A 17,292-nucleotide genomic window follows, 5' to 3' on the forward strand; every position below is an offset into this window, starting at 1 on the left:
CCCCGCCGGCGCCCCCCCCCCCCCCCGGGGGGGGGGGGGGGGGGGGGGGCCGCCCCCCCCCCCCCGCGGGGGGGGGGCCCCCGCGCGGGGGGGCGCCCCCCCCCCACCCGCGCGCGTACCGGATGCGAGGCCCGGCGGCGCGGGTCAGCCCAGTTCGAGGCTGGTGACCGCCCAGATGCCGGCCGTCGTGGTTGCCGGCGCCGGCCCGGTGTACATGCGGGTGGTCACGGAATCCACCCCCAGGCCCCGCGAGGTCGCCAGCGCGGCGGATTCCGTGTGCGGCTCCGGGACGTCCACGAAGACCGGCTCACCCGGCGGGACGTCGGCGACCAGCGCGTCGAAGAGCGCCTCGGCCCCGGCCCGGTCGTCGGCGAACAGCGGCCCGACCCGCCAGCCGCTCTGCGCCGGGCGGACGACCCCGTAGCCGGTCACCTGCCCGTCCACGAGCCGTACGCGCGCCCGGTGCCCGTCGGCGGTCAGCCACCGCTCGACGAAGGAGGCGCGCTCGACGGGGAAGTACGAACGGTCGAACGCGGCGACGGCCGCGAGGTGTTCAGGGCCGACCGGCACCACCCCGGCCGCCGGCGCACCCGAACGCACGGGCACTCCGGCGTACCGGGTCGTGTCGTACGCGGGGATGAACCCCGACCTGCGGTAGGTGTTCCGCTGTGCGGGCACCGCGTCCAGCCCCACCAACCGGTCGCCGGCGTGCAGCATGCCGGCCCGCCAGGTGGCGAGGCCGATGCCGTTCCCGCGGTGCTCGGGGTGGACCAGGTAGAAGCCGAGGAAGGCGTAGTTCGTCGCGTAGTTGACGATCGAGACCGAGGAGATCGGGTAGCCGCCGATGCGGCCGAGGAAGAAGCCGTCCGGGTCGGTGGGGTGGAAGCAGTTCGCGTCGCGGTGCCCGGGGTTCCAGCCTTCGGCCGCCGCCCACTGGGCGACCTGGAGCCAGTCCTGGAGCGTGGTGCTGTCGACGGAGAGCAGCGCGACCTCGTCGGTGGGCGGCGGGTCCGCGGGGTACTCGTCGCCGATGCCGTAGGCGGCTGCCTTGTCGAGGGGGTCCATCGTGCTGGGATGTCCTTCCGATTGGGGGCGGGCCGCATTCGTGGCCCGTTCGCGGGGCGAGTTGACTGCTAGATGAGGTCCATGGCGGCGACCTCGTCGGGCCGGCCGTAGCTGACCGGTCCCTGGAAGCGGCGGCGGGCGCTGGCGAACCACCACACCGTAGCGATGAGGAGCACCGCCGCGAGGGCGATCGGCGCGTAGTTGAAGGAAGTCGCCGTGATGGGTGAGGCGTGCGGCAACATGAACAGCACACTGCTGAGCACGATCCACACCACCGCGACCCGGCCGATCGCCTTGCCGTACCGGCCCAGGTGCCACGGCCCGGGCTGGAAGTCGTCGAGCCGCAGCCGCAGGAAGATCGGTATGGCGTACGAGAGGAAGAGCCCGACCACGTTCACGCTGACCACGGCGGTGAACGCGGTCTGCGACCACCAGCCGGGGATCACCAGGATCAGCGAACAGACGGCGGCCAGCCACACGGCCTTGACGGGGGTTCGGGTCCGCGGCGAGACGGAGTGCCACCAGTGGGAGCCCGGCATCGCCCCGTCGCGCGAGAAGGCAAAAATCTGCCGGGTGTTGCTGGTCATATTCGCCAGACCACAGAAGAGCATGGCGCCGATCACGATGAGCAACAGCACTTTGGCCGTACCGGTGCCCAGCGCATCGATGAGGATCTGCACCGGCGGTGCGTCGGCATTCGCTTCCTTGCCGTAGTCACGGATCGCGTAGACCAGGGCCAGCATGAGGATCAGGCCCGTCACCGCTGAGTAGCCGATGGCCCGCATGATCCCGCGCGGCGCGTTGACGGTTGCCTGCACCGTTTCCTCGGACATGTGGAAACTGCCGTCGAATCCGGTGAAGGTCCAGCTCGTGACGAGAAGGCCGAGCATTCCGCCGTAGAAGGCGTTGGTGAATCCCGTGTCGTTGACGAAATGCGTGACGAACGACGGCGACTGGTGGTGGGAGGGTTCGACGGCCAGCACCGTCACGATCACCACCATGCCGATCAGCAGCCACCACACCGAGATCCGGTTCATCACCGCGACGAGCTGCACCGTGTAGGTGTTGGCCAGCGCCTGGACCACCAGGATGGCTGCGGTGATGAGGACGGTGCGCTCGCCGGTCACGTGGTACGAGGGCCACTGCATCGCTAAGAACGCCTGGATGAAGGTGGCCGCGGCGTAGCCGGTGGCCGCGGTGCCGCCGACCTGGCCGACGAAGTTCAGCCAGCCGGTGTACCAGGACCAGGCCCCGCGGTGTCGTTTGGCGAGCTTTCCGGCGGAAAAATACAGGGCGCCGCTGGTCGGGTAAGCGGAAGCGATTTCGGCCATTGATGCGCCGACGAACAGGACCATGATGGAGACCGCGATCCAGCCGAACACCAAAATGCGCGGTCCGCCGGCCGACATGCCGAACCCGAAGGAGGAGAAGATGCCGGAGATAATGTTGATGATGGTGAAGGATATCGCGAAATTATCAAAGGCTCGAAAGCGCCGAGTCAGTTTGCGCGGATATCCCATCGCATGCAGCGTCGCATCGTCATCGAGTGGCCCCGGCGTACCGGGACGACTCGTGGGCGTACGAGCGCGAAATGCGTGGTCGGACACGATCGAGACCTTTCTTGGGGGTGGGAGAAAGACCTCGCCGCGCGGCTGCCGAACTGCCCCGCGACGGACGTACTCGGAGGGAAGTCAGGGAGCGCCGGGGACCGGGAGGCCGCATTGCCGCCGGGCCCGGCTGAGCTGGTCCGCCGGATCGCCGAACACGCTCCAGGGCATGCGCGATGCGTACGGGCCCATCGCGGTGAAGACGGCCCTGGCCTCGAAGGTCCGCCCGGCCATCACCAACGCGTGGGCCAGATAGGCCAGGTCGAGCACGGGCGTGAAGCGGCCGGCGGCCACGTGCGGGAACCAGTACTGGTAGACGCTGAGCGCGGTCGTCCGCCACTGGGGCTCCTCCCAGACCCGGTCCGCCAGCGGAGAGGCGGTCTTGGCGACGTAGTGCCCCTCCACGAGCGTCACCAGCGGCAGCAGGCGCAGCGCGGAGGAGGCCGGCGCGCGCTGTCCGAGGAAGGCGGCGACGTCCCAGGCGGCGTTGGCCGAACCGCCGTTGCGGGCGAAGAAGAACGCCAGGAACCTGTGGTGCGCCTCCCGGTGCCAGGGGTCGAGCCGCAGGATGCGGGCGAACAGGTACCAGGGGCCCGGGGGAGCGGTGAGCAGACCGCGCGGTGCCGGATCGCGCGCCTGGTGCAGATGGGCCAGGCCCAGCAGGGCGACCCAGGGCGTCGGGTCGTGCGGGGCCATCTCGGCGGCCCGCTCGCACGCCGCGGTGGCGATGCGGCCGAGCGCGGTGGCCCTGCGGTCGCGGTCGTCGGCGGCCCGTGCGGCGCGCAGCACCGCGACCCTGGCCCACAGCAACGTGGCCTCCGGACTCGGCTCTTCGGCCAGCCAGCGTTCGGTGAGGTCGGAGTCGGCTGCCTCGGAGGCCAGGACGAGCGCCCGGTGGGCGCGGAGGCCGAAGTCGCCGTCCGCCTCCCGCAGCGCCTCGCGCGCGCTCCAGTAGCGCCCGGCCCGCACGTCCACGCAGGCGCTGGCGAGTTGACGGTCATCGGCCGCCGGATGCCACACGTACTGTCCCTCGAATACGCCCGCGGACATGCTCTCCTGCCGTTCCTGTCGACGACTCCACCCACCCGCACCTCCTGCCCGTGCCACATTCAGGCCCGAAATCGCACGGACGTAACTGGCGGCAGGGGCCACACCATACTCAGCATCACAACGGATCGAAACGGGTCACCCACATGAGCTGGTTTCCCGTCAGTTATCGCTCAGCGGGCGCGGGTTGGGATCGGTGAATCCCGAGGCTTTTCTGTCACAAGCTGACTTGAATTATGTGTTTGGCATATGCAAAACGACTTGCTCACGGCAACGCTGTTCGCTTTGCGCTGAGTTCAATGCGGCGTTCAACAGATGCCGTATCGGGGGAGCCGCGGAACGGTGGCGCAATCCGTCACGCGGGTTGTGCGGGGTTGTGCCGTGGGGGCCGGTCGTGCGGGTCTGGTCGTACGGGTTGACTGTGGGGGCGGGCGGGCGGGCGTTGGGCGGGCCTGTGGGGCGGGCCGCGGGGCCAGTCGTGCGCGGGGCCCGGGCCCGGCCTGCTGAGACATGGCGCGGGCCCTCGTCCCACGGGGGGAGTGGCGTGGGAGTCAGGCGCGTCGGTGCCAGCACAGCCGAAGGCCCGCCGACAGCGGGTGTCGACGGGCCGGTGGTGGCAGTCCCGTGTGCGCGGTGCGCCCGGTGCTCGCGACGGGCGAGTCGGGTGCGGGCGAGCGGGGGCGCCGGGTCCGCTGAGGTTACGGGGGTTGGGGCGCGGAGTATGCGGAGTACGGGGCCGCGGGGTCAGCTTCCGGTCAGATCCCGGAAGCGCTCGAAGGTCTCGGTGCCCTCGTCGTCCCAGACGATGGTGAGCGTGTTCCCGTTCAGCGTGACGTCGCCGCCCAGGTCCTTGTCCTTCTTGCCGTCGCGCTCGCACAGCAGCGCCAGCCGCCAGGACTTGCCCGGAGTGCGCTCCTCGCGCAACCCCTTGCACTGGAGACCGCCCTTGACCATCGCGGCGCCGTCCCGCCCCGCCGTCTCGGAACCCTGCCCGCCCTTGGCCATCGCCAGCATCCGACCGTCCTTGGTCGAGCGCCACACGCCCTCGATACCGGAGCCGGTGGGGCCGAGGTCGGACGGGCTCGGCAGGGCGGTCGGGCTCTCGCTCGGGAGCACCTCGTCCGGCGTCGTCGACGGCTGCGCGGTGGGCGTGGGCGTGGGGTTCGCGTCCTCGCTCTGCTGGGCCACCGGCTTCTTGTCGCCGCCGTCATCGCCGCGGGTGGCGAGGAAGACGCCGCCGGCTATCGCCAGCAGCGCCACCACCACACCGCCCACGATCCACGCGGTCTTGCGCCGCCCGCCACCGTCGCCCGGCGGCGGCGGATACCCGCCGTAGGGCTGCTGCGGAGCCCCGTAAGGACCCGGCTGCGGTGCCCCGTAAGTCCCGGGCTGCTGAGGCGCCCCATAGGGCCCCGGCGGCTGTCCGTAGGGCGCGCCCGGTCCGCCCTGCGGGTCCTGGCCGGGCGGCGGGCCGTACGGCGCGGGCTGGCCGGGCTGGGAGCCCTGTCCGTACGCCGGGGCGCCCTGGTCCTGCGGCCCCCCGTAGCCGTAGCCGGGCTGGCCGGCGGGGGGTTGGTACGGGCCGGGCTGCGGCGGCGGTGGTGGCTGCCCGGGGCCGGGCGGGGGCGGTGCGCCGAAGCCGCCCTGAGGTGGCTCGTGGGGAGGCTGAGTCATCGGCGTGCTCCTCTGTGTGCGGACCGGGTCAGCGTACCGCCGTACGGGCTACCGGCCGAGGTGCGTACCGGGCCGCTCCGGCGCAGCAGCACGGCGCACCACGACATCGGTCGCGGCCGGCCCCCCCACCCGCCCCGCCCCCCGCCGCCCCCCCCCCCCCCCCGCCCGCGCGGCGCCCCGCCAGCCCCGTACCGCCTGCCCTACGCCGCGCGCCGGTTGAGCGCCACCATCGCCAGACAGGTCGCCGCCGACAGCACCGCACCGGCCAGCATCAGGGTCGGCATGGCGAACGTCCCCGAGAGCAGGGAGAGCACGTACGGCGCGAACATGCCCAGGTAGGCCACGGTCCAGAAGTACGCCGTGAGCCTGGCCAGCCGCTCCGGCGGGGCCATCGCCGCGACCTCCGTCAGCGCGTAGGTGAGCGCGAGCCCGTACCCGGCCCCGAGCAGCGCGCCGGACAGCAGCGCCAGCGCGGGCTGCTCCAGGGCGGCTGCCGGCGCGGCCACCACCAGGCCCACCGTGGTGACCAGCAGCCCCGTGACGGCCGTGGCCAGCCGGTTGCGGGCGGCGAGGCGGCGGGCCAGCGGCTGGACGAGCAGCCCGGCACCCGGCACCACGGCCGTGGTGATGCCCGCGTACACGGTCTGCCAGCCGGTGAGCCCGTCGTCCACCAGGCCGGGCAGCGTGGCGAAGCCGACGGCCGGCGCGGCGAACACCCAGGGGGCCAGCACCGCGACCGCGCGCAGGAACCGTCGCCGGTGAGCCGCTGGCGGCGCACCGGTCACCGGGCCGGCGGCTGGCGATGGCGATGCACCGGTGGGGTGCGCGGCCGGCCGGGCGCCCCGGGACTCGGGGACCCGCAGCGCGGCCAGGCCCGCGACGACCGCGAGCACCACATGCGGTAGGTAGGCGGTCACCATCGGCCGCGGCGCCCACTGCGCGATCATCGAGGCGATCAGGCCGCCGGAGGCGAACCCGGCTGAGACGAAGAGCCCGGCGCGCTTGGCCGCGGCACCCGGGGGCGTGTCGGGGGAGAACGGCGCCGATGAGAGTTCCTTGACCCAGGCGCTGCCCGCGGCCAACAGCGCCCCCGCGCCGACGCCGGTCAGGAAGCGGCCGGGCAGCAACAGCGCGTGCACCCCGCTGCCGGCCATCAGCAGCACGCTGGAGAGCAGGTTGACGGTGAGCGCGGTGAGGGCCACCGGTCGGCGGCCGAGCCGGTCGGCGAGCGGCCCGCCGACGAGCAGCCCGGGCACGAGCCCGACCACGTAGATGGCGAACAGGCCGGTCACGGCGGACTCGGACAGCCCCAGGTTCGAACGGTAGGCGCCGAGCAGCGCGGAGTACTGGTTGGCGCTCCAGCCCGAGGCCATCATCAGCCAGCCCGCGCGGAGCCCGTAGCGGGCGGCGGGGGGGGGCCCCGCCGGGCCGGGCGAGGGCCGCCCGCCCTGCGTCTGCTGGTGGTTGGTGGTGGTGCTCATGGCGCCAGTTGTACGAGCGGGCGAGCGGGGGGCGCCGCCCCCCTTCACGAATCGTGAAGGCCGGGCGCCCGCCGGCGCGCGCCCTGCCTAGGGTGGTGGCCATGGACCTCCGCTTGCTGTCGTCGTTCTTGGCGGTCGTCGAGGAAGGCCACTTCGGGCGGGCGGCGGCGCGGCTCTTCCTCTCGCCACCCGCCGTCACCCAGCACGTGCGGCGCCTGGAGAGCGAGGTCGGCGCCCGCCTGCTGCACCGCAACCCGGTCTCCCTGACCCCGGCCGGCGCCCGTCTGGTCGGCCACGCCCGCACCCTGCTGGCCGTGGCGAACGCGGCGATGGACGACATGGCCGAACTGGCCCAGGAGCGGGAGGCCGCCGCCGTACGGCCGCTGCGCGTGGGGATCATGGGGCACGGCTCGGCGGAGCTGACCCCGGCCGCGCTGAGCGCCTACCGGCGGGCCAGGCCGGAGGTCCCGGTCGAACTGCGGCAACTCGACTTCACCGAGCACGTCACAGCGCTGGTCGAGGACAGCGTGGACGTGGCCTTCGTCCGCCCGCCGCCGGAGGACGAGCGGATCACGACCGACGTGCTGACCACCGAGCAGCGGATCGTGGCCGTGCACGAGAGCTCGCCGCTGGCGGACGCCCGGGACCTCGGCGTACGGGTCGCCGACGTCGCCGACCTGCCGTTCTTCCGGATACCGCCGCACACGCCGCGCCACTTCGCGGACTACCTCTACTTCAACGACGAGGCACAGCGCCGGAGCAGGGACTACGCGCTCACCCCGCAGGAGGTGCTGACCGGGGTCGTCACCGGGCGCGCCGCGGGCTCGGGCCTCAAGTCCTTCGCGCGCTACTACGGCTGGCCCGGCGCGGTCTTCGTACCGGTGCTTGACGCGCCGTGGGAGAACAGTTGCCTGGCGATCCGGGCCGACGAGGTCAATCCGGAGGTCCGCATCTTCCGCGCCCTGACCATCGCACTCGCCCAGGAACTCGGCCCGTTCGTCGCCCGCTGAACCGGGAGGGCCCGGGGTCCTGCCCCGTGCACGCCGCGCGCCGACCCCCGTGCGCCGCGCCGCACCACGGACCGGCCCCCGAGACCGGCGCACCGGCCGTACGGAGCGGCCCCCGGGTCCTTTCGGTCACCCGACCGCCGTGCTCAGCGGTAGCCGACCTCCCCGTACGCCGCGGTGCGCTGCACGGGCACCGGTCGCGGGATCGGGTACGCGTAGGCGGTGCGGACCGGCGGGCGGGCGGCCCGCTGCCGGGCCCGGGCCTGGGCGACGGCCAGCCGCAGCACCCGCACGTCGGCCAGCCGCCCGCTGCCGTCCGGCAGCGAGATCCACAGCGCGCGGTGCCCGTTCGGCGGATGGCGCGGATGCGGCATCACCAGCCAGTCGTCGTGGCTGAGCACCGTGACGGCCGGATCGCCCCAGCGGTCGGCGCTGCCGGGGGCCACCGGGATGTAGACGAGCTGACTGTCCAGGTCGCACAGGAGCGGCACGCCGTCCAGGTCGGTGCGTTGTTCGGCGGTCAGTTCCTCCGAGGCCGCGGCGGCCAGCGTGCAGGGCAGGGCCACGGCGTCCCAGCCGTGGCCGGCGGGCACCAGTGCCGTGTTGCGCGGCGGGCGCTGCCATTCGGCCGCGAGCCGATCGGGGCGCGGGTGTGACGCAGTGATCCACCGTTCGGCTGCACCGGCCCGCTCCGGGGTCAGGGCCGGTTGCCGCGGCTGGCCGTCCTGCGAGAACCATTGCGCCAGCCGCTCTCGGGCGGGGTAGCGGGCCATGTGTCCTCCGGGGGCCTTCCCGCGTGCGGGTGGTCACTGCCGCGGTGGGAAGGCACGTGAGTGGGTGAGCCCGCGCGGGGTGACGGGCACGGCGCCTGGGGCTCGGTACGTCTCCGTCTCGTGTGTCCCAGGCCACCACCCACTATGGTGAGGTGAAAAGTCAGAATGCAAGTCCAGTTTGCAAATTGCAGTTCAGCGAGGAGGGACGGATTGGCCGCCGGCGATCCCCCAGAGGTGCTTCGGCAGATCCTGGGAGCCCAGCTCAAGGAGCTCCGCGAGAGCGCGGGCAGGTCGTATCTCGAAGCGGCCAAGGCAGTGGGTGTCAGTGAAGCCACGATCCGCCGTATGGAGGCGGGCCAGGCCACGCGCTATCTGCGCGCGTCCCTGATGGCCCTCCTCGACTGCTACGGCGTGACCGCGCGCGAGAAGGCCGACGCCGTCCAGCGGCTCGCGGACGAGGCCAGCCAGCCGAGCTGGTGGCACCCCTACCGGGACGTGGCCCCCGAATGGCTGCGCACCCGCATCGGCCTCGACGAGGCGGCCCAGCTCATCCGCGGCTACGCCCCGCAGCACGTGCCCGACCTCCTCCAGACCGAGGAGTACGCCAGGGCGCTGTTGCACGCGGACGACCCGCTGGCCGCGCCCGACCCCGAGCGCACCGAACGGCGCGTCGAGCTGCGGATGCGCCGCCAGGCGCTGCTCGCCCGCGACGAGCCGCCCCGGCTGTGGATCGTCATGGACGAGACGGTGCTGCGCTGGCCCGTCGGCGGCCCCAAGGTGATGCGCGACCAGGTCGAGCGCCTCCTCGACCTCTCGGGGCTACCGCACGTGACGTTGCAGGTCATGCCGTACGAACTGGGCCCCCACCTGGCAGCCGGCGCCGGCGCCTTCACCGTCTTCCGGGTCCGCGCCCGCGAACTGCCCGACATCGTCTCCACCGAAAACGGACTCACCGCGCCCACCATCGACACCAAGCGGGAGAACGTCGCCCGGTACCAGGCGGCTTTGGACCACGTGTGTGCCCAAGCGCTTCAGGCGAGCGCATCGCGCGACCGCCTGGCGGAGCTTCACGCACACTGGAGCGACGCCCCCCACGGCACAGGAGGATGACGGTGACGTACGAGCCGCCACAGATCACCGCAGAGGACGTCCCGCCCCCACCCACTGCGGCGACCGCAGCGGCCACGACGGCCGACGCCCCCGTCGTCACCGATCAGGCGCCGGCGCAGGGCCCGCCCTCCGCGCCACTGCACGGCTCGGGGCTGATGCTGGGCACCGCCCACTCGGCCCGCATGTACGACTACTTTCTCGGCGGCAAGGACAATTTCCAACCGGACTGGGAGGCGGCCGAGCGGGTCCTCCAGGTGCTCCCGACGGCCCGGACCATCGCCCGCACCAACCGGGCGTTCCTGCACCGCGCCGTCGAGTACCTCACCCGTACGGCGGGGATCACCCAGTTCCTCGACATCGGCACCGGCATCCCCACCGAGCCCAACCTGCACCAGGTCGCCCAGGGCGCGCTGCCCGAGGCGCGGGTCGTCTACGTCGACAACGACCCGCTGGTGCTGGCCCATGCGCGCGCTCTGCTCCGCAGCAGCGAGCAGGGGCGCACCAGCTACCTCCAGGCCGACCTGTGCGACCCCGCGGCCATCATCGGCTCCCGCGAGGTCCGGGAGACCTTCGACCCGGCCCGGCCGGTGGCCCTGACCCTGATCTCGGTCCTGCACTTCCTGCCGCCGGAGCACGACCCGTACGCGATCGTCGAGGAGCTGCTGGCCGCGCTGCCCGCCGGTTCGTACCTGGCGCTGTCCTACGCCACGACCGACTTCGCCCCCGCGGAGATGGCTCGCGCGGCGGAGGTCTACCACCAGTCGGGCGTGGCCCTGCGGCAGGGCACCAAGGCCGATGCCCTGCGCTTCTTCGACGGGCTTGAGTTGGTCGAGCCCGGGGTGGCCCCGATCCACCGTTGGCGGCCCGATCCCGGGGCGGGCAGCCAGCTCACCGACGCGGACATCTCGATGTACGGCGGAGTGGCCCGCAAGCGCTGAGCGGACGGTCCGCCGGCGCGGCGCGGTCCGGGTGGCTGTCCGATGATTGGGTTGTCAGCGGTGCTGCGGGCCGGCGCCGTGGCCGACCGTGTGCGGGCGGCGGTGAAGCGGGCGGGTGGACGGCGGCTGGGGCGCAGCCGGCCCGAGCGCGCCCGCGGCCACCGGGCGCCGGCACCGGCAGGCTCGCCGGCACCGGCAAGCGGTCAACCCTCCGCCACCGCATCCAGATAGACCCACTGCCCGTCCTCGCGTACGAAGCGGCTGACCTCGTGCTGGCTGTGCGCGCGCCCGGCCACCGTGAAGTGGGCGCGGAACTCGACGGTGCCCTCGGTGTGGAAGGCGCTGCCGGCCGTGCTGCCGAGCACGTCGAGGCCGGTCCACTGCTGGGCCGGCTCGAAGTCGACGCTGCCGGGTCGGGTGCTGGAGTGCCAGCTCCGCAGTAGGTAGGCGGCGTCCTGTACGACGAAGGCGCTGTACCGCGAGCGCATCAGTCGCTCCGCCGTGCCGGCCGTGGCGCGCCCGGAGTGCAGGGCGCCGCAGCACGCCTGGTAGGGGTCACCGCCGCCGCAGGGGCAGGGCGAGTCGGGCCCCCCCGCGGGCCCGGGGGCCCGGGTGGGGGCGGGGAGGCGGCGGGGGGGGGTCTTGGGCCGCCCCCCATTCTCCCCGCCGCTGCCTGTGCCGGTGTACGTGCTGCTGCCCGCGCCGCTGTCCTGCCGCTGCGCCGTCGCGCACTGCCGGCCGACCCCGGGGCACGGGGGCGGTGCGATGGCCGGCCTCAGGCGTACATCAGCGACCCGGGTGTGGTGAGCCGCTCCCCGGTCTCCAACCACGTCTTGAGGCCGGAGACGACCATGGGCCAGCCCCCGTAGAGCTGTTCGCTCGCGTCCGCAGGGAGCTGGTCGTAGGTGAGCAGCAGCCGACAGGAGTCGGCGACGGGCTCGATCTCCCAGGTCACGCGCGAGGTGCCGGCGTTGCGCACGTCCTCGTCCCACAGCGCCACCATGCTCTGTACGAGCCGGCGCGGCGGCTCCACCTCCAGGTTGACCCCCTCGCACAGCGGCCCGTCGGCGCGCGGGTTGACCAACTCGTACCGGGAGCCCGGCGTCCAGTCCGAGGTGATCCGGGAACCGAAGTGGTAGACGGCCCGGATCTCGGGGTCGGTCAGGGCCGTCCACAGACGGTCCGGGGTGGTGCGGATGTAGCTCTCGAAGACCTTCTCCACGGAACTCTCCCCACGGCGATCGGCCGGCAGGCCGTATGTGCCGGTCCGCGGCCGTGCGTACTGGCCCACGGTCGTGGGCGAGCCGGGCGGGGCCGGGCCGGGGAAGCGCGGCGGTGCGCTCGCGCGCCGCGCGCCGACGGCCGGGCCGGGCCCGCGTCCGTAGCTTCACATGCCGTACGGCTCCCGAGCGCGGCACCGCGCGGTGCCGTGTGTCGGTGCGCGAGGCGGCTACGGGCCTGGCCCGGGCCCGTACGGGAGTGCGCTGGCGGGGTGCTGACGGGGCACCGGAGGAGTCGGACACACAAGAAGGGGCCGGAGGAGCCAGCCGGGCCGGAGGGGCCGGGGGAGAGGTGCACAAGGGCGGCCAGGGGAGGGTGAGGGGGCGCGGGGTACGCGTTCGGCAAAGGTGGCAAGTCGGGCGGCGACGGGCCGGAACGCGTCATCCTTGCGTCCAGTACACGTCAAGTACGGGCCAAGTATGCGCCAAGAGACGGTGGTCTTCCGGACACTTCCAGGGTGCGTCGCGCGCGAGGACGGGGCGGCCGGGGTAGCGGTGTTTCCCCCGGGTTTCCCGCGGAGTGCGGCGCTCGACGGCCATCGGACGCTGCGGAATCGGCGTCGACGGACGGGGCGGCGCAGGGCTGCCAGGTGGTGCGTTGGTTTTCGGCCGCCGCGGGGTCTATCCGGATTGCCATGTGCACGACTCTTGTAGTTGGTCTAGGCCAATGCGACCCTGCCTCTGAACACCCCTGCGGGGACGCCGTGTCGAGCACTGCCCCTGCCCGATGCGCTCCACAGGGCGTGTGTTGCCCCATGAGTAGATCTTTTTTCGCTTGTGTTCCCCCACAGTTGGAGAATGGAGCCCCTGATGTCCACTCGACGCAAGGCCGCTTCCCTGGGTGCGGTCGGCGCCGCCACGGCGCTGCTCGTCACCTTTAACCCCGGCCAGGCGAGTGCTCACGGCACGATGTTCAACCCGGTGAGCCGCGTTGCCGTTTGTTACGGAGAGGGCCCCGAGGGTCCCAAGTCGCAGGTGTGCAAGGACCTCGTCGCCGCGAGCGGCACCCAGCCGCTCTACGACTGGAACGAGGTCAACATTGCCAACGCCAATGGTCAGCACCAGAAGTTGATTCCCGATGGCAAGCTCTGCTCGGCCAACCGTGAGAAGTACAAGGCGCTCGACTGGGCCCGTACCGACTGGCCGACCACCCCGGTCTCCGCGGGCGCTTTCAACTTCCGTTACCGCGTGACCGCCGCGCACCCCGGCACGATGACCGTTTACATCACCAAGGAGGGCTACGACCCCACGAAGCCCTTGAAGTGGTCGGACCTGGAGACCACCCCGGTCGCCAAGGCCAACGTTGCCAGGACCGCGCCCAGCGGCTATTACGAGTTCACCGGCAACCTGCCCAACCGGACGGGTCGTCACCTCCTTTACAAGGTCTGGCAGCGCAACGACAGCCCTGAGGCGTTCTACAGCTGCTCCGACGTCTCCTTCGGCGGTGCCCAGCAGGCCGCCGCCAAGGCGCCGACCCAGCAGCAGATCGATGCCGGTGCTTCCAAGTCGACCGTGAGCCACCACGGCCACGGCGGTGACGTCCCCGGTGAGCGGGCCGCCGCCAACAAGGTTGCCGCCCAGGACGGTGCCGTCGCCCTGAACGCGGAGAACACCGCCGCCGCCACGGGCGGCGACAGCGCGATGCCGCAGATGCTCGCGGGCACCGCGGCCGTCGGCATGACGGCCGCCTGCTTCCTGTACTTCCGTCGTCGCCGGGCCTGATCCCACAGGTCCCCTGACCCGGGGTCCGGGCGCGCCACCTCCCGTGCGCCGGACCCTTCCGGGGCGCAGTCCGCGCCCACCAGCCGCGGGGCCCGGGGGGCCCCCCGGCCCCCCGGGGGGGGCGGGGGCCGGGGCGGGGGGGGGCGGGCGGCGGGGGGGGCGGCGCGCCCCGCCCCCGCCCGGGGGGGGGGCGCCGCCCCCCCCCCCCCCCCCCCCCCCGCTGGTCTGTGCCGGGCGACCGGCGGCGCAGTGGCCGCCGGGTCCCTCCTCCCATTCACCTCGCGCGCGTAGCGCTCATGCCGCGCGCGTGTCGTTCACGATGAGTGCAGCCACACGCGGAGTTGACCGAGTACGTCGAAGCCGCTGGCGAGCGCCGGTACGAGGGCGTCCCCGTGCTCGTACCCGACGAGCGGGCGGCCGGGGAAGTGGCGGGCCGCTGCGGCGATCGTCGCGGCCCAGACGGCGCCGGCGTCCTCCGGATCGACCGCGAACAGGTTGGACAGCCCGACCACGCCCGCGCCGAGGTTCAGCACGGCACCACCACACAGCCCGGCCCCCCGGTACAGGCCGAGCACCCGCACGGACGGGTGGTCGAGCAGCGCCGGCCGGAACACCTCGGGGCCCGATTCGTCGCCGTGCCAGGCGGACTGCCAGGTGCGGAGCTCGGCGGCCGTGGTGACTGGCTCGGCACGCAGGGGCGGCGCCGTCGTGCCGGCCGCGACATCCGCCGGGCGGTGGATCCACTGCGCGGTGAAGAGCTCGACGAAGCCTTCCGGCGCGAGGTCGAGCGTGGCGAAGCTGTCTTTGATCGAACAGTCGGGCGTGGCCGTGTCGACCGCCGCCAGCACGTCGGCGGGCACCGCACCGGGATGCAGCGTGACGGCGTCGGGGTAGTACGGCGGCGTGCGCCGGGCGCTGCTCCACGCCGCGTCGCCGAAGCGGCTCGGCACGCCGTGGGAGTGGCAGACGGCGGCACACCAGTCGGCGTTGTTGCGCGCCGCCGCGGCCAGGACGGGGGACGTCTCGGTGGGGATCACCCCGGAAGGTTGACATCGCTCGGGCCGGGCCGCACGTGTGTTTTCCCGCCTCGGGGGTCGTCGTGGCCCGCAGCACCCGGCCGGCTCCCGCGGGGCCGCCCGCCAGGGCCCGGCCGGCGCGGTGCTACGCGTCCGTATCGGCCGCCGCGCGCTCGTGCGCGTGCTTGAGCGCCGAGCGGCCGACCGGCACCTGCGGGCCGGTGATCGTCGCCCAGTACGGATGGGTGATGACGGTCTCGGCCAGCTCCCGCTCCCGCGCGCGCAACTGGGTCACCTCGGCCTGCTCGGTCTCCGACCAGCCGGGGGAGTCCGGTCGCTCGCGGGGCCGCCACAGATCACGGTCCGCGAATCCGGCCGCGGGCTCCACCGACCACGACAGCTCCTCGTACCGCGCCAGTAGGCGGGCACGGACCTGGTGCAGCTCCTCCTGGGCCGCCAGAAGATCCTCGGGAAACGCAAACGATTCGGCCATGCCAAGAATGATACGACTGTTCGAATAAAGCTGGCGCTAGCCACGCCGGCCAGCGGCGCACCGTGCCCCGAACAGCGGCTCCGAGCGGCGCCCTCGCACCGCCGAACCGCCGCATCCGGCCACCGGCGCCCGCGCGTGGCCGTGCGCACGGGGCCGGTGCGGAGATGCGCACGGTGGTGCGCGGTCGCAGGCTGGAGGCATGGACGAGACGAACCGGCGCGAGCTGCCCCGGGTGGTCGTCTACCCGCCGCTCGACGGGCGCCGACGTGTCACCATCGACGGCCGCGACGTCGGGGTGGCCGTGGCGCCGGACGAGGTGGCGCTCATGATGCGCCGGGCCGGAGTGCCGGCGGACCGGATCGCCCTCGACGATCCGGACCTGGTCGAATGGCAGGGCGGCGGCCGGGACGCCTGGCTGGCGGCGCCCCCGGGCTGAGCCGCGTCGTCCCTGCTTGCGTCCGCGGGCCGCGGCCTTGCGCCGGCATGGAACCGGGGCGGTGTCGTGCTGGCAGGTGGCGGGGTGCGTACGGCCTGTGGGTGGGACCGGCGGGCGAGGCGGCGACCCCCGCGCGCGCCCGCCCGGCCGCGGCGGGACGGGCGTGGCCGCCCGCGACGGGCCGCCGGTGTGCGCGAGTGGCCGAGAGGCTGCACCGTTGAGTCATGACCGAACGCGATGTGCCGCGCATTTCCACCCCTGTGCTCGTCGTGTTGCCCGTGCAGCCGGGCAGCCCGCCGTTCCGGCTGGTGGAGGTGGGCGGGGAGATGGTCGGCACGGCCAGGTCCGTGGTGGACGTGATCGTGATCGCTCAGCAGCTTGGTCTGCACGGCGTCGACCTGGACGACCCCGACTCCGTCCGCTGGGTCGGCGGCGACCAGTTCACCTGGTCCCCGCACCATGTGCTGTGACGGGACCCCACGGCGCCCCGCGACCCCTGAGCCGCACGCGCGCGCCCGCGCGAGGCTCATGCCGTTCTCGTCGGCGCGTGCCCGGTGAAGGGAAGTGGCTCTACGCGCGCGCTCTCGCGAGGTGTGCCGTACGGGAGGGCCCTGGCGTGCGAGGGCGGCCGGGCCGCCCCTCCGCTAGCCCGTCCGTGCGGTCAGCTCGGCCGCCACGCGCACCGACGCCTGCACGGTGGTCGCTATCCACGCCGCGTCCGCCCGGGACTTCGGCGCCGTGGTCACCAGTGCGGCGATGGCCTGCCCGTACCGGTCCCGCACCGCCACCCCGACCGCGCTCACCTCGTCCTCGCTCTCGGCGTGATTGACGGCGTATCCCTGCTCGCGCACGACGGCGAGATGGCCGCGCAGTTCGGTACGGGTGGCCGCGGCGCGCTCCGTGGGGGCGTCGAGCCGTTCGGACGGGTAGAGCGCGGTCAACTGCTCCTCGGTGAGCTCGGCCAGCAGCACCTTGCCGGCGGCGGTGGCGTGCGCCGGCAGGCTCCAGCCGATCCGGCTGCTCACGCGCACCGTCTGCTCGCTCTCCACGCTGTCCACGTACAGCATCTCGGTGCCGCGCCGGGTCGCCAGGTGCACGGTCTCGTCCGTGAAGTCGCGCAGTTCGATGAGCGAACTGCGGGCCATGGCCCGGATGTCCATGTTGCGCACCACCGACAGGCCGATGTCGACCAGCGCCGGTCCGGGGCGGTACGCGCGCGAGTACGCGTCCTGCTCGACGTACTCGTGGTAGCTGAGCGTGGAGAGCAGCCGGTGCACGGTCGAGCGGGAGAGGCCCATGTCCCGACTGACCTGGTTGACCCGGATCACCTGGCGGTCCTCGAAGAGGCGCAGCAGCCGCAGCACGTTGTCGACCGCGCCGATCAGACCCGCCGGCCGATCCGCCGCGGCGGCCCCCTTGTCCTGCTTGTCCTGATCGCCGGTGTGCTCCAGTGCCTCCCGCTCCTCCGCGCTCATGGACTGCACCGTAGCGCAGGAAGTCGCGCCCTCCGAGGGGGCCGGGGGAGCACCGCTGCCCCTCTTGCGGCGCCCGACGGCATGTAGCAGTATCCGGATCGGTGTTCCTCACCGTGACACGTAATCCGCGGATGCGTCCTGGTAGTTGAGCCCTCATCACCCTGACCG

General features: G+C 73.2%; 17 protein-coding genes. 6 read left to right on the forward strand and 11 right to left on the reverse strand.

Translation table 11 applies throughout. The annotated features are described in order from the left end of the window. Nucleotides 1-144: 144 nt before the first annotated feature. The 5 genes from AAHZ94_RS04380 to AAHZ94_RS04400 all read right to left on the reverse strand — a co-directional run bounded on the left by AAHZ94_RS04380 (nt 145) and on the right by AAHZ94_RS04400 (nt 6,874). Nucleotides 145-1,065 (reverse strand): GNAT family N-acetyltransferase, encoded by a 921-nt coding sequence (locus AAHZ94_RS04380; protein WP_349990661.1) that lies wholly within the window; start codon nt 1,063-1,065, stop codon nt 145-147. 68 nt (nt 1,066-1,133) lie between these two features. Beyond that, nucleotides 1,134-2,585, reverse strand: coding sequence for an amino acid permease (locus tag AAHZ94_RS04385; RefSeq protein ID WP_349990688.1), 1,452 nt, complete (start codon nt 2,583-2,585; stop codon nt 1,134-1,136). Nucleotides 2,586-2,756: 171 nt separating this feature from the next. After that, nucleotides 2,757-3,722, reverse strand: a complete 966-nt coding sequence (locus AAHZ94_RS04390; RefSeq protein WP_349990662.1) for a hypothetical protein — start codon at nt 3,720-3,722, stop codon at nt 2,757-2,759. Nucleotides 3,723-4,463: 741 nt separating this feature from the next. Further along, nucleotides 4,464-5,393 carry a hypothetical protein gene (locus AAHZ94_RS04395; RefSeq protein WP_349990664.1) on the reverse strand — a complete coding sequence of 310 codons (930 nt, stop codon included), beginning with the start codon at nt 5,391-5,393 and terminating at the stop codon, nt 4,464-4,466. Nucleotides 5,394-5,593: 200 nt separating this feature from the next. Further along, nucleotides 5,594-6,874 (reverse strand): MFS transporter, encoded by a 1,281-nt coding sequence (locus tag AAHZ94_RS04400; protein WP_349990666.1) that lies wholly within the window; start codon nt 6,872-6,874, stop codon nt 5,594-5,596. Between the two features lie 101 nt (nt 6,875-6,975). Between AAHZ94_RS04400 and AAHZ94_RS04405 the strand changes: the two genes are divergently transcribed. Continuing rightward, complete coding sequence (locus tag AAHZ94_RS04405) at nt 6,976-7,884, forward strand: LysR family transcriptional regulator (protein WP_349990667.1); 909 nt, start codon at nt 6,976-6,978, stop codon at nt 7,882-7,884. A gap of 143 nt (nt 7,885-8,027) precedes the next feature. Here AAHZ94_RS04405 and AAHZ94_RS04410 read toward each other — a convergent pair whose 3' ends face one another. Continuing rightward, nucleotides 8,028-8,654 carry a hypothetical protein gene (locus tag AAHZ94_RS04410; protein WP_349990669.1) on the reverse strand — a complete coding sequence of 209 codons (627 nt, stop codon included), beginning with the start codon at nt 8,652-8,654 and terminating at the stop codon, nt 8,028-8,030. A 165-nt stretch (nt 8,655-8,819) separates the two neighbouring features. Here AAHZ94_RS04410 and AAHZ94_RS04415 point away from each other — a divergent pair, with 165 nt between their 5' ends. Together AAHZ94_RS04415 and AAHZ94_RS04420 are read left to right on the forward strand one after the other, a co-directional pair. Then, nucleotides 8,820-9,764: a helix-turn-helix domain-containing protein gene (locus AAHZ94_RS04415; RefSeq protein WP_502964575.1), complete on the forward strand. Its 945-nt coding sequence runs from the start codon at nt 8,820-8,822 to the stop codon at nt 9,762-9,764. 2 nt (nt 9,765-9,766) lie between these two features. Beyond that, nucleotides 9,767-10,702 carry an SAM-dependent methyltransferase gene (locus AAHZ94_RS04420; protein WP_349990671.1) on the forward strand — a complete coding sequence of 312 codons (936 nt, stop codon included), beginning with the start codon at nt 9,767-9,769 and terminating at the stop codon, nt 10,700-10,702. 203 nt (nt 10,703-10,905) lie between these two features. Here the strand turns inward: AAHZ94_RS04420 and AAHZ94_RS04425 are convergent, their stop codons facing one another. Beyond that, nucleotides 10,906-11,469, reverse strand: a complete 564-nt coding sequence (locus tag AAHZ94_RS04425) for a YchJ family protein (RefSeq protein WP_502964576.1) — start codon at nt 11,467-11,469, stop codon at nt 10,906-10,908. An 8-nt stretch (nt 11,470-11,477) separates the two neighbouring features. Next, nucleotides 11,478-11,924: an SRPBCC family protein gene (locus AAHZ94_RS04430; protein WP_349990673.1), complete on the reverse strand. Its 447-nt coding sequence runs from the start codon at nt 11,922-11,924 to the stop codon at nt 11,478-11,480. Between the two features lie 868 nt (nt 11,925-12,792). Here AAHZ94_RS04430 and AAHZ94_RS04435 point away from each other — a divergent pair. Continuing rightward, nucleotides 12,793-13,704 carry a lytic polysaccharide monooxygenase auxiliary activity family 9 protein gene (locus AAHZ94_RS04435; protein ID WP_349990675.1) on the forward strand — a complete coding sequence of 304 codons (912 nt, stop codon included), beginning with the start codon at nt 12,793-12,795 and terminating at the stop codon, nt 13,702-13,704. Between the two features lie 314 nt (nt 13,705-14,018). Here the strand turns inward: AAHZ94_RS04435 and AAHZ94_RS04440 are convergent, their stop codons facing one another. Together AAHZ94_RS04440 and AAHZ94_RS04445 are read right to left on the reverse strand one after the other, a co-directional pair. Continuing rightward, complete coding sequence (locus tag AAHZ94_RS04440; RefSeq protein ID WP_349990676.1) at nt 14,019-14,741, reverse strand: hypothetical protein; 723 nt, start codon at nt 14,739-14,741, stop codon at nt 14,019-14,021. 124 nt (nt 14,742-14,865) lie between these two features. Next, nucleotides 14,866-15,213: a DUF8825 domain-containing protein gene (locus AAHZ94_RS04445; RefSeq protein ID WP_349990678.1), complete on the reverse strand. Its 348-nt coding sequence runs from the start codon at nt 15,211-15,213 to the stop codon at nt 14,866-14,868. Nucleotides 15,214-15,412: 199 nt separating this feature from the next. Between AAHZ94_RS04445 and AAHZ94_RS04450 the strand changes: the two genes are divergently transcribed. After that, the gene (locus AAHZ94_RS04450; RefSeq protein WP_349990679.1) at nt 15,413-15,649 is read left to right on the forward strand and encodes a hypothetical protein; all 237 of its coding nucleotides are present in this window, start codon (nt 15,413-15,415) and stop codon (nt 15,647-15,649) included. 224 nt (nt 15,650-15,873) lie between these two features. Then, complete coding sequence (locus tag AAHZ94_RS04455) at nt 15,874-16,119, forward strand: hypothetical protein (protein WP_349990680.1); 246 nt, start codon at nt 15,874-15,876, stop codon at nt 16,117-16,119. 174 nt (nt 16,120-16,293) lie between these two features. Here the strand turns inward: AAHZ94_RS04455 and AAHZ94_RS04460 are convergent, their stop codons facing one another. Beyond that, nucleotides 16,294-17,124, reverse strand: coding sequence for an IclR family transcriptional regulator (locus tag AAHZ94_RS04460; protein WP_349990682.1), 831 nt, complete (start codon nt 17,122-17,124; stop codon nt 16,294-16,296). Between the last annotated feature and the right edge of the window lie 168 nt (nt 17,125-17,292).

Origin of the sequence: Streptomyces sp. HSW2009 (genome assembly GCF_040240285.1) — a bacterium.
Taxonomy (GTDB): domain Bacteria; phylum Actinomycetota; class Actinomycetes; order Streptomycetales; family Streptomycetaceae; genus Streptomyces.

Bases quoted from the DNA above. Each gene is read 5' to 3' on its own strand.
- AAHZ94_RS04380 (WP_349990661.1), bottom strand. From the start codon at position 1,065: ATGGACCCCCTCGACAAGGCAGCCGCCTACGGCATCGGCGACGAGTAC.
- AAHZ94_RS04385 (WP_349990688.1), bottom strand. From the start codon at position 2,585: ATGGGATATCCGCGCAAACTGACTCGGCGCTTTCGAGCCTTTGATAAT.
- AAHZ94_RS04390 (WP_349990662.1), bottom strand. From the start codon at position 3,722: ATGTCCGCGGGCGTATTCGAGGGACAGTACGTGTGGCATCCGGCGGCC.
- AAHZ94_RS04395 (WP_349990664.1), bottom strand. From the start codon at position 5,393: ATGACTCAGCCTCCCCACGAGCCACCTCAGGGCGGCTTCGGCGCACCG.
- AAHZ94_RS04400 (WP_349990666.1), bottom strand. From the start codon at position 6,874: ATGAGCACCACCACCAACCACCAGCAGACGCAGGGCGGGCGGCCCTCG.
- AAHZ94_RS04405 (WP_349990667.1), top strand. From the start codon at position 6,976: ATGGACCTCCGCTTGCTGTCGTCGTTCTTGGCGGTCGTCGAGGAAGGC.
- AAHZ94_RS04410 (WP_349990669.1), bottom strand. From the start codon at position 8,654: ATGGCCCGCTACCCCGCCCGAGAGCGGCTGGCGCAATGGTTCTCGCAG.
- AAHZ94_RS04415 (WP_502964575.1), top strand. From the start codon at position 8,820: ATGCAAGTCCAGTTTGCAAATTGCAGTTCAGCGAGGAGGGACGGATTG.
- AAHZ94_RS04435 (WP_349990675.1), top strand. From the start codon at position 12,793: ATGTCCACTCGACGCAAGGCCGCTTCCCTGGGTGCGGTCGGCGCCGCC.
- AAHZ94_RS04445 (WP_349990678.1), bottom strand. From the start codon at position 15,213: ATGGCCGAATCGTTTGCGTTTCCCGAGGATCTTCTGGCGGCCCAGGAG.
- AAHZ94_RS04450 (WP_349990679.1), top strand. From the start codon at position 15,413: ATGGACGAGACGAACCGGCGCGAGCTGCCCCGGGTGGTCGTCTACCCG.
- AAHZ94_RS04455 (WP_349990680.1), top strand. From the start codon at position 15,874: ATGACCGAACGCGATGTGCCGCGCATTTCCACCCCTGTGCTCGTCGTG.
- AAHZ94_RS04460 (WP_349990682.1), bottom strand. From the start codon at position 17,124: ATGAGCGCGGAGGAGCGGGAGGCACTGGAGCACACCGGCGATCAGGAC.